The organism is Enterococcus mundtii (genome assembly GCF_002947535.1).
In the GTDB taxonomy this organism is placed as follows: domain Bacteria; phylum Bacillota; class Bacilli; order Lactobacillales; family Enterococcaceae; genus Enterococcus_B; species Enterococcus_B mundtii_B.
On record NZ_PUAP01000030.1, the window covers coordinates 27496 to 39516 of the forward strand.

The 12021-nt window shown below is 41.1% G+C and carries 9 protein-coding genes; all 9 read left to right on the forward strand.

Going from position 1 to position 12021, the window contains the following annotated elements; translation table 11 throughout:
* Positions 1-18: 18 nt before the first annotated feature.
* Positions 19-1443, forward strand: coding sequence for an o-succinylbenzoate--CoA ligase (gene menE, locus CUS89_RS10105; RefSeq protein ID WP_258082412.1), 1425 nt, complete (start codon positions 19-21; stop codon positions 1441-1443).
* A gap of 202 nt (positions 1444-1645) precedes the next feature.
* On the forward strand, positions 1646-2782 hold the full coding sequence (locus CUS89_RS10110) for an isochorismate synthase (RefSeq protein ID WP_104872116.1): 1137 nt from the start codon (positions 1646-1648) through the stop codon (positions 2780-2782).
* Positions 2779-4488 (forward strand): 2-succinyl-5-enolpyruvyl-6-hydroxy-3-cyclohexene-1-carboxylic-acid synthase, encoded by a 1710-nt coding sequence (menD, locus tag CUS89_RS10115; RefSeq protein ID WP_104872024.1) that lies wholly within the window; start codon positions 2779-2781, stop codon positions 4486-4488. Before CUS89_RS10110 ends, menD begins: the two co-directional genes overlap by 4 nt.
* Positions 4488-5324, forward strand: coding sequence for a 2-succinyl-6-hydroxy-2,4-cyclohexadiene-1-carboxylate synthase (gene menH / locus CUS89_RS10120; RefSeq protein WP_104872025.1), 837 nt, complete (start codon positions 4488-4490; stop codon positions 5322-5324). The genes menD and menH overlap by 1 nt, the downstream gene beginning before the upstream one ends.
* Positions 5315-6427, forward strand: coding sequence for an o-succinylbenzoate synthase (gene menC, locus CUS89_RS10125; protein ID WP_181055352.1), 1113 nt, complete (start codon positions 5315-5317; stop codon positions 6425-6427). The genes menH and menC overlap by 10 nt, the downstream gene beginning before the upstream one ends.
* 158 nt (positions 6428-6585) lie before the next feature.
* Positions 6586-8352 carry a glycoside hydrolase family 13 protein gene (locus tag CUS89_RS10130; protein ID WP_104872027.1) on the forward strand — a complete coding sequence of 589 codons (1767 nt, stop codon included), beginning with the start codon at positions 6586-6588 and terminating at the stop codon, positions 8350-8352.
* Between the two features lie 98 nt (positions 8353-8450).
* Complete coding sequence (locus CUS89_RS10135) at positions 8451-9710, forward strand: extracellular solute-binding protein (protein ID WP_104872028.1); 1260 nt, start codon at positions 8451-8453, stop codon at positions 9708-9710.
* Between the two features lie 146 nt (positions 9711-9856).
* On the forward strand, positions 9857-11155 hold the full coding sequence (locus CUS89_RS10140) for a carbohydrate ABC transporter permease (RefSeq protein ID WP_104872029.1): 1299 nt from the start codon (positions 9857-9859) through the stop codon (positions 11153-11155).
* Between the two features lie 2 nt (positions 11156-11157).
* The gene (locus CUS89_RS10145) at positions 11158-12009 is read left to right on the forward strand and encodes a sugar ABC transporter permease (RefSeq protein ID WP_104872030.1); all 852 of its coding nucleotides are present in this window, start codon (positions 11158-11160) and stop codon (positions 12007-12009) included.
* Positions 12010-12021: the final 12 nt, after the last annotated feature.

Consider the following 12021-nt stretch of genomic DNA (forward strand, 5'->3'; position numbering starts at 1 on the left):
TGGTTGCAAAAACAAACAATGCTTCATCCAGATGCACCAGCCTGTCAGTGGAACGACCAATGTTTGTCTTTTCGCGAGTTGGCATCACACGTTCAGAGTTTTGCAGAGTATTATCACCGACTATTACCCAAAACGAGTGAACGAATTGCCTTGTACTGTGAAAATGATTTAGATGCCTATTTAACGATCTTAGCATTATGGGAGTTAGGAAAAGAGATCCAGTTTATCAACACACGCTTGACGATGAAAGAGATCAGTGAACAGATGGCAGATGCAGGGACATCTATTCTTATTTCTGCCAAAAAATTGGCGGTCAACGATCAAATCACTTGGTATTCATTTCCCGATCCTGCGGAATTACGCGCGGTACAGCCGCAGGATTGGTTTGATGAGGGGTATCAAGAAGAGGCAATCGCATCAATCATGTATACTTCTGGAACGACAGGCAAACCGAAAGGCGTACCGCAAACATTCGCCAATCACTATGCGAGTAGCCAAGCGACTGCGCTAAGTTTAGAAGTGGACCGTTCAGATTGCTGGATCTGCTGTGTGCCGCTCTATCACATCAGTGGTTTGTCCATCTTGTTACGCTCACTTGCTTTAGGTATCCAAGTGGTTCTGTTGCAGGGATTCTCTCCTCAACAAGTCCATCAACTCTTAACAAATGGGAGAGGTAACTATATTTCATTAGTCAGCAAAATGTTGAAGGACCTTGAACCACTGATCCCAGAAAAGGGTTATGCCTCCTCATTCAAAAAAGTATTATTAGGGGGAGGGCCGGGGGAAGGACAAGTGATGCAAGCATGTATGGAAAAACAGATTCCTGTGATGCTTTCTTATGGCATGACAGAAACCTGTTCACAGATCGTCGCACTTTCTCCGGAGTCATTCGAAGCAAAAATCGGTTCTTCTGGTAAAGCTTTGTCTGGGGTATCGATCCGCATCCAAAAAGATACGAAATCAGATCAAATGGGAGAGATATTAGTCCAAGGACCATCGATCATCGACCATTACTTGAATCAAGTCAGTCCAGATTCATGGACAGAGGATGGCTGGTTTCGTACTGGCGATTGGGGGTATCTTGATGATGAAGATTATCTTTTTATTGTCAGTCGCATGAGTGAGCGCATTATTTCAGGGGGAGAGAACATTTTCCCTGTTGAAATTGAGCGAGTACTATTAACTTGCAATAAAATTGCGGAGGTCGCTGTCGTAGGTACCTCGGATGAAACGTGGGGACAAACACCTGTAGCTTATTTGAAATTAAATGAACCCCTGACTGATAGAGAAATCACTGAGCTATTAGCGCCATTAGCACGTTACAAGCATCCAAGTAAAATCTACTGTGTCTCTGAAATACCAAAGACCGCGACCGGGAAACCAATCAAACGTCTTTTTATGACAGAAGAAAGAGTGAATTATATTGAATATCAAATTAGATAGCTCAATCGAAGACTAAATTTTGAAACATTATCACTATTTTACTTATAGCTATGAGCTTGCCGGAAAAACGTTAAAAAAACTCTTTTCTTTAGTCCCATCAAATGGTGATCGCTTTTACTGGTGTACTCCCGATGAGAAATTTGAACTCTTAGGAGTAGGAGAAAATTTATTTGATGAGAAATATGAGTCTAAACCCTCTAGTATCAACGAATTTTCCCTAGAGTTTTCTAAAAGTTTTTTAAATGTATCGGACAGGAATGATGCTCCTTTGCTCTTTGGTGGATTTCCATTTGATCGAACCAATCAGAAAGAGAAGATTTGGGGTAAGCTTGAATCTGGCTTCTTCATTCTACCAAGTATTCTTTTCAAGCGAATAGATTCTAGGATTCAAGTTATTTTGACAATTAGAAAAAAAGATGCAACAACTCAAAGTCTTTTAAAAAATTTTGAATGTTTGGATAGCATTGTTCATGCACTATTACAAGGCGAAGAACAAGAACAATCAGCAAATGTTCTTGTATCGTCAGAAGAGTTGGCAGTTCCAGCTTTCCTACACAATGTAGACGATGCGAGGAAAGAAATCACACTCGAAGCCACTTCGCTTAAAAAGGTCGTCTTATCAAGACAATTGGCAATACATGGATCTTTCCGGTCGACAACTCAAATTCTTCAACGGTTAGCTGAACAACAACCAGAAACTTATTTATTTCTTTTAGCATCCGTTCAACATGCTTTCATAGGTGCTACCCCAGAACGATTGATCCAAGGAACGAAAAGTCAATTTATGACCGCCGGCATTGCCGGTTCGGCGCCTAGAGGGTCTACTATGCAGGAAGACCAAGAAATCGGGAAAGAACTTTTAAAAGACTCTAAAAATACGCAAGAACACGGAATTGTTGCGCAACGATTAGAGGATCAATTAGCGGATATTGTTGCAGGTGATGTCGCTGTTTCTTCCCGCCGGTTATTAAAAAACCGCGACATCCAACATTTGGCGATGACTTTCTCCGGAAAACGTCAGCAGGGAGTCTCATTGATCGATGCGGTTGAATTGATCCATCCTTCACCTGCTTTAGGTGGTGAACCGAAAGAACTGGCGTTGCAATGGATCAAAGAACATGAACCTTTTGGTAGAGGATTGTACGGTGCACCAATCGGGTGGTTGGACCCATTCGAGGATGTCGGTGAGTTTGCTGTAGGCATCCGCTCGGGCATCTTGACTGAAACCGAAGGAATATTATATGCAGGTTGTGGCATTGTTGCGGATTCTGATCCTGAGACAGAACGCCAAGAAACATTACTAAAATTCCAACCAATGCTTAGAGGAGTGAGAGGATGACTAGACAACAAGAGATGACTGCTTATTTATTGGCATTCATCAAGGGAATGAAAGAAGGCGGACTTAAAAATGTCGTGATCAGTCCCGGTTCACGATCGACACCACTTGCCTTATTGCTTCATAGAGACCCTGAAATCACAATAACAGTGAATGTAGACGAACGGTCTGCGGCTTTTTTTGCATTAGGTATGGCGAAAGCATTGAAGCAACCAGTTGGGGTTCTTTGTACGTCTGGTACTGCCGCAGCGAACTTTTTTCCAGCGGTTTGTGAAGCAAAAGCAACAAATATTCCTTTACTATTGCTCACAGCAGACCGTCCACCAGAGGCCCGCGGTGTTGGTTCGCCACAAACGATGGACCAGCAAAAGTTATTTGGGTCACATGTCAAAAAGTTTGTCGAATTAGCGCTTCCTGAAGGTACTCCGGAGATGCTTCGTTATAGCTATTGGCACGGCGCCAATTGTGCTTATGAATCGATGCGTGTACCGGCTGGTCCTATTCAGATCAATCTGCCATTTAGAGAGCCATTATTGCCTGATTTAGCTTTTTCTCTTGATGTCTCTTTTCATCCGAAAAAACGGGCTGCTCAATCTGTGTCGAAGCAAATGCCAGAGCTTGTTCCTTGGCTATCAAAAAAAGGATTGATGATCGTCGGGAAAGAATTGACACCTGATGAGGCAAAAGCGTTGCTTACTTTAGCAACATCTCTACAATGGCCGATAATTGGTGATCCCTTGGCGAATCTAGGTGCTTGTCAACAAATGAGTGACGCCTATCTCCCGCATGCAGATTTGATTTTTTCTGGACCGGTTCCTGAAACACCTGAAGTCATTTGGCAATTTGGTAATCTTCCTGTAGCTAAAAATGTAATGCTTTATTTAAAAAAACATCACGAAGCTATTTCTGACTATGTCTTGATCGATGAGGAAGAATGGCGTGATCCATTACATTTAGGAACAAGTTTTATTCAAATCAGCGTGCTTGATTTCTGTAAACTAGTACCGGAAACTTTGGATGCAATACCTACGCCAACCTCTGACGAATGGTTGGCGCAATGGAAAAAAGCTTATCAAAAAGCGAGAGAAGTCATCACTAAAGAATTGTCTATTGATGAATGGAGCGAAAGCAATGCTAGTTGCCAGTTATTGCAAGCGATAAAATCAGGGGAAGCTTTATTTTTGGCAAATAGTAACGCGATCCGCTTTGTTGATCGTTTTGCTTCGCCGACTAGAGAATCATTTCCGATCTATGGGAATCGAGGGATCAACGGGATCGACGGGTTGATTTCTACAGCTGCTGGAATAGCTTTGGCAAGGAATAAGCGGATATTTGTCTTGATCGGCGATCTTGCGCTGTTTCATGACATGAACGCGTTGGCGCTAATTCGACGTTATCATTTACCTGTTACTTTAGTCGTATTAAACAACAATGGTGGGGGAATCTTTTCTTTTCTTCCCCAAAACCAACTTTCAGAGACTGATTTTGAACCATTGTTTGGTACACCACTTGATTTAGAATTAGAGAAAGTAGCAGATTTATATAATGGTCATTATATACAACCAACTTCAAGTAAAGAGTTTGAGCAAGCGATTGAAAAAAGCCGGAATCAAGGGGATTGGACATTGATTGAAATCAAGGGACAACAAAAAGAACCTGTCCAATTATGGGAACAAGTAAAGCGTCGTTATCAGGAGGAAATAGACTGATGCCAGTTAAGACTGTTCGTGGTGCCACTTACCATTATCGTTGGTTACAGCAACCTGACCTCACGCAACCAACGGTCATTTGTTTACATGGCTTCACCGGTAGTACACAAACGTTTATGTTTGAGAACTCTAAGTTGAATTATTTAGCCATCGATTTGATCGGTCATGGAAAAACAGCGGTTTACCTGCATCCTTACCGTTACCAACTCACGTCACTAGTCGCTGATTTGGCGAGTTTAGTTTCGTTATTAGAAATTCCCTCTTTCTATGTATTGGGCTACTCGATGGGTGCCCGAGTGGCAATTGCTTGGGCGCTCGAACAACCCCAAGGGATCAAAGGTCTGATTTTAGAAGGCGGGACTGCTGGGATTACAGATGAGCAACAACGAAACCATCGTAAAAAAGCTGATCGAAAACTTGCTTTACGTTTATTGAGAGAGCCTCTGAGTGATTTTGTTGATGATTGGGAGAAGTTGCCATTATTCGCTTCACAACAGGCGCTATCCTTGGAACAAAAAAGTAGAGTGAGAAACGAGCGACTTGCTCAAAATAAGCTAGGTTTAGCGTTGAGTCTTTACTATATGGGAACTGGCGCACAAAAAAATTATTGGCCAGATCTAGCGAACATCGAATGTCCACTATTGTATCTTGTTGGTCAAAAGGATGAGAAGTTCCATAGGATTGGAAAACAATTGACAGACGTTAAAGAGATTTTTCGTTTCCAGATCCTTGCTGATTGCGGGCACTGTTGTCACATCGAGCAACCTAGGCTATTTGAAACAACTGTAACTACCTGGATCAATGAAATGGAAAGGGAGTGGACGCCATCAAAATAGTCAACATCCAACAGTACTGTTTGCGACTACCCTTAGTGACACCTTTTAGAACGAGTTATGGTCGTTTGGAAACAAAAGCTTTTGATTTGTTGATCGTGGAAGACGAGTTAGGCAATCAGGGGATAGGCGAGTTGGTCGCTTTTGAACGTGCGGATTACATTGAAGAAACGATCGAAATGAGTCGGTCAGTATTACAAAAAGAACTGATTCCTTGTTTATTCGAGCTTGACTTCTCACATCCAGAAGAAATTTGGGCAGCTTTTAAGCATACGCAAGGGAATTTTATGGCAAAATCAGCAGTCGAAACAGCTGTTTGGGATCTTTATGCTCGTCGAATAGGACGCCCATTACAAAAGTTGTTTTCTGCTGATCGATCAGCGATTCCTGTAGGAGTCAGTATTGGTGTCCACGACAATCCGATAGATTTACTTGCCACTGCAAAAGCTTACATTGATCAAGGGTACCAACGAATCAAGTTGAAAATCACTCCTGGCAATGACATAGTGCCACTGCAAGCGTTGCGTGAGCAATATCCAGAGATCCAATTGATGGCAGATGCAAATTCTGCTTATACGATCAGCGATCTGCCGTTATTCAAGCAAATGGATGCCTTGAAGCTTGCGATGATCGAACAACCTTTTCACCCTCGTGACTATGTTGATCATGCAACACTTCAAAAGAAAATCAAAACAGCTGTTTGTCTTGATGAGAATATCCGAACATTGGAAGACGTAAAAACAGCTCACGCATTGGGAAGTTGTCGAGCCATCAATTTAAAGATCCCTAGAGTGGGAGGGATCACTGAAGCATTAAGGATCGTCGATTTTTGTCAGGAAAATGACTTGCTCGTTTGGTTAGGTGGCATGTTTGAATCCGGAGTCGGTCGAGCGATGAATCTGCATTTTGCAAGTCAAGATTGTTTTACTTTTCCAGGAGATTTGTCTGCTTTTGATCGCTATTTCCATGATGATATCGTCGAACCAAAAGCAAGAATCACAGATGGACTTTTGATGATTCCTGGTCAATCAGGGATTGGTGTCACATGGCAAGAAAATCAGTTATTGAAGTATGCGTACGATAAAAAAACGTATAGAATTAAATAGTATTTAAGAAGATGAATCACGCATGTTTTGTAAACAGTGTGTCATTCATCTTTTTTTGCTAAAAATCTTGTTACCGATAACAGTAATGTAAGCGTTGTCTTTTGGTTATTTATCTTTTATAGTTGTTTTTGTTAACTGAAAGACAAGGGAGGACTGAAATGAATACTGCAGCAATTTATCATCGACCCGAAAGTGAATTTGCTTATTTATACAGTGAAACAACGATGCGGATTCGCTTACGTACAAGTAAAGATGATGTCAAACAAGTTTCTGTGATCAGCGGAGATCCGTATACGATTTTCTCAGAAAATTGGTATTTAAAAGAACAACTAATGAAAAAAGGGTTAAGTACACTTCTTCATGATTACTGGGAAATCGAATTGACGAGTGATACAAGACGATTGCAATATGGCTTTCACATCGTGGGAATTGATGGGATGGATTGTTTTTACGGAGACCAAGGAATATTCCCATATCAAGAAGAAACATTGGCGAATGCAAACTACTATTTCCGTATGCCATATTTTCAACAAATCGATCGCTTCAAAGTACCTGAATGGGCAAAACAAACGATTTGGTATCAAATATTCCCTGAACGCTTTGCGAATGGTGATCCAACAAATGATCCTAAAGGTACGTTACCTTGGGGAAGTAAAGACCCAGATCGGGAAGATTTCTTTGGAGGAGACCTTCAAGGGGTGATCGATCATCTCGATTACCTAGCCGACCTAGGAATCACAGGAATCTATTTCTGTCCTGTTTTTGAAGCTACCTCGAATCACAAGTATGACACGATCGATTACTATGCGGTCGATCCTCAGTTTGGTGATAAAGAACTGTTGAAAGAGTTGATCACAAAAGCGCATGATAAAGGGATTCGGATCATGCTGGATGCCGTGTTCAATCATATGGGTAGTCATGCGCCACAATGGCAAGATGTGATCGAACATGGGAAGAAATCCCGCTACAAAGACTGGTTCCACATCCATTCTTTTCCAGTGGATGCCTATCAAATGACAGATGTTCCAGAAACAGCTGAAAATCTGGCATATGACACATTTGCCTTTACGCCATTTATGCCTAAGCTCAATACAGCAAATCAAGAAGTACAAGAGTATTTATTAGATATTGCCACGTATTGGGTCAAAGAATTTGATATCGATGGTTGGCGATTAGATGTGGCGAATGAAGTGGATCATCATTTTTGGAAGAAATTCAGAGAAGCGGTCACTACGATTAAACCTGATATCTATATCTTAGGGGAAATCTGGCATTCTTCTCAAGCTTGGTTACAAGGCGATGAATTCCATGCGGTGATGAACTACGCCTTTATGGATTCGATCAAAGACTATTTCGTCCATAAAAAAATCACTCCAACACAAATGGTCAGTGGCATGAATCACCAGCAAATGCTTTATCGCGATCAAGTCAATGAAGGAACGTTCAATCTATTGGATTCTCATGATACAGCAAGAATCTTGACTTTGTGTAAAGAGGACAAAGAGCTGATGAAATCAGTGTTAGCTTTCATGTTCTTACAAAAAGGGGCGCCTTGTATCTACTACGGAACAGAAATCGGTATGACAGGTCATGATGATCCTGATTGTCGAAAATGTATGGTCTGGGAAAAGGATCAGCAAGATCTTGAATTGAAGGGGTTCGTCAAAGAATTGATCTGTGTGCGTAAACAAGTGCAACAAGTGTTGATTGAAGGGGATCTGACTTGGCGATCGGTCGACGATAAAAACGAACTAATCCATTTGACTCGTCATCTCGATCAGCAAACCATTCATGCTTATTTCAATCAAGGAACAGAACCGTATTTGGTTGATTTAGAAAACGATGTTTTGTTCAGTCAAAATTGTGACATCTTAAAAGACGGCAAAGCAGAAGTCCAAACGAATGGATTTTTGATCCTTTGTTAAGTTGTTATCGGTAACATAGAGAAAGCGTTTGCAAATCGAGCTTTTGTAAACATATAATCAAATTGTAAGAGGAATAGAATAGAATCGGAGGAAAAAAAATGAGTAAACAGTTGCTAAAAAAATTCGGGTTAGGTGCATTATCTTTAGGGTTTATCGGGGGGCTTGCTGCCTGTGGTAATGGTGGTTCATCAACTGCAGCAAATGAAGAAGATGGTAAAACATTAACGATTTCTGTCGACTCGGGCTACAAAGATTATGTGAATGAGATCAAAACAAAATTTGAAGAAGACAACGACGTAGAAATCAAATTAGTCGAAAAAGACATGTTCGAACAATTGGAATCGCTTGCGCTGGACGGACCCGCAGGTAAAGCACCAGATGTCATGATGGCAGCTTATGACCGAATCGGGGCGTTAGGTCAACAAGGTCATTTAGCAGAAGTAAAATTGGGCAACGAAGCAGATTACGATGATACGGATAAGGCTCAAGTGACTTATGAGGATAAAATCTATGGGGCACCAGCAGTTATCGAGACATTAGTCTTATATTACAACAAAGACCTAGTTGACACTGCACCGACAACTTTCAAAGATTTGGAAGCGTTAGCAAAAGATGAACGTTTCAATTTTGAATCCGAAGAAGGAACAAACACAGGATTTTTAGCAAAATGGACTGATTTTTATTATTCATATGGCTTGATTTCAGGTTACGGTGGATATGTCTTTGGTGAAGATGGAACAGACCCATCTGAAATCGGGTTGAACAATGCAGGAGCAGTAGAAGGAATCAGCTATGCCACAGATTGGTTCCAAAATGTTTGGCCTAAAGGAATGCAAGATATCAAGAGTGCCGGCGACTTTGTCAACCAACAATTCATGTCAAACAAATCAGCAGCGATCATCGATGGTCCTTGGCAAGCACAAACTTATCAAGAAAACGACATCAATTACGGCGTATCAAAAATCCCAACATTGAATAATGGTGAACCTTATCAACCATTTGGTGGAGGTAAAGGTTGGGTCGTAAGTAACTACTCTAAGAATAAAGAAGTTGCTCAAAAATGGTTAGATTACGTAACGAATACAGAAAACCAAGAAAAATTCTTTGAAATGGTCAACGAAGTACCAGCGAATCAAGCGGCTCGTGAAACAGCAAAAGGCACGAATGATGAGTTGACGACTGCGGTTATTGAACAATATGAAACAGCACAAGCAATGCCAAATATTCCAGAGATGGCAGAAGTTTGGACAGGCGCAGAAAACTTGATGTTTGACGCTGGTTCAGGTAGAAAAACACCAAAAGAATCTGCTGATGACGCGGTGAAGACGATCAGCGAAGCAATTGAACAAAAATATTAATTAGATCATCAAAAAGGTTGGAGCTGTGAAGGAAATTGCTTCTCAGCTCCATGTTTTACCTTTGATGGACGTGAGAAGATTTTTTATCAAAAAGGCGCTTCAACATACAGCACCTGTTTTTAGTATCAAGAGGGGGGAACAACACCATGCAACAAGAAGATACAGCGGTCAATGTCAAAGGCACGATGTTACGTTCGATCATTCCAGGACTAGGTCAATTTGCAAATGGTCAAGTATTTAAAGGGGTCATATTTTTAGCACTATTTATCGGATTTATCATCCAAATGGTTTTAGGTGGTTTTCATTCCTTGATTGGCTTGGTTACTTTAGGTAGTGTACCAATGGAAGATCACTCATTATTTATGTTGATTCAAGGAACCTTGCAATTGATTTTGACTGCTTTGTTTTTATTTTTTTATTTCATCAATCTATTAGATGCGAAACGTGTCGCAGTCATGAGAAAAGAAGGGAAAAAGATCAATCGAACAATGAAGGAAGTCATACATAATGTGGGTGATGAAGGCTTTCCTTATCTTTTGACGCTACCAGCGTATCTATTGATGATTTTCACGATCATCTTTCCGGTTCTAGTGACATTATTTACAGCATTTACAAACTATGATTTCAAACACATTCCACCAGCAAGTTTGATCGACTGGGTGGGGGCAGAAAACTTCTTCAGTATTTTCTTTTTAAGTTCTTATCGAAATACGTTTGTTGCCGTTTTCTCTTGGACCGTCATCTGGACGCTTTGTGCAACAACCTTGCAAATTACGTTAGGTGTATTCACAGCAGTGATCGCGCATCAGAAATTTATCAAGTTCAAACGTGTTTTTGGAATTATTTTCCTTTTACCATGGGCAGTCCCAGCATTTATCACGATCATGAGTTTTTCAAATATCTTTAACGATAGTGTGGGAGCAATCAACACACAAGTCATTCCATTCTTGAACAATATCCCCTTTGTAGATATTGCCTCTGTCCCTTGGAAAACTGATCCGAACTGGACAAAAGTCGCGATCATCTTGATCCAAGGTTGGTTAGGTTTTCCTTACATCTATGTGATGGTCACAGGAATCTTACAATCGATTTCTGAAGACCTTTACGAAGCAGCGAAAATCGATGGTGCGAATGCTTGGCAGCGTTTCTCAAGTATCACGCTTCCAGCCATCTTTCTTGTAGCAGCGCCAACGTTCATCACACAGTATACGGGGAACTTCAATAACTTCTCCATGATCTACCTCTTCAACAATGGAGGACCAGGAAGTGTCGGTGGTGGTGCAGGCTCAACGGATATCTTGATTTCGTGGATCTATAAATTGACCACCGGGACCTCGCCACAGTATTCGATGGCTTCTGCGATCACGCTGATCATTTCGATGATCGTTATTGCCGTTTCTCTGCTGGTATTCAAGAAAACTAATGCGTTCAAAATGGAGGACTAGTCATGAAAAAATTTAGTACAAGTGCTAAGTTCCAACGGAGACTCTCGCATTTCTTTACTTATGTGTTTTTGATCCTATTGTCGATCATTATCATCTATCCGTTATTGATCACTGCCAGCACTGCCTTCAAACCGGGGAATATTGCTGCTTTTAGCTTAGATTTCACCGGTGATTGGACATTGAATAATTTTTCTCGCTTATTCAGTGAGACGTTGTATGGAACTTGGTATAAAAATACGTTGATCATTTCTGTTTTAACGATGGTCATTCAAGTAACTGTTGTGACACTTGCGGGTTATACGTATAGTCGCTATCGTTTCATCGGAAGAAAATCAAGTTTGATGTTCTTCCTAGTGATCCAAATGGTACCAACAATGGCAGCATTGACCGCCTTTTATGTGATGGCCTTTTTATTAGGTGCATTGGATCGTTACTGGTTCTTGACAATGATCTATATCGGTGGCGGAATCCCGATGAACACCTGGCTGATGAAAGGATACTTCGATACAGTCCCAATCGATTTAGATGAATCAGCTAAATTGGATGGTGCCGGACACTTTAGGATTTTCTTGCAAATTGTCTTGCCATTAGTCAAACCAATGATCGCAGTCCAAGCGCTTTGGGCATTTATGGGGCCATTTGGTGACTTCATGTTGGCACGTTTCCTACTTCGTACGCCTGAAAATCAAACAGTCGCAGTAGGGTTACAAACTTTCATTTCTGATGTAACCAACCAACGTGTTTCTCTGTTTGCGGCAGGGGCGATCTTGATTGCTGTACCAATATGTTTATTGTTCTTCTTTTTACAAAAAAACTTTGTGACCGGACTGACATCAGGCGGGACCAAAGGTTAGGAGTCGTTTGCT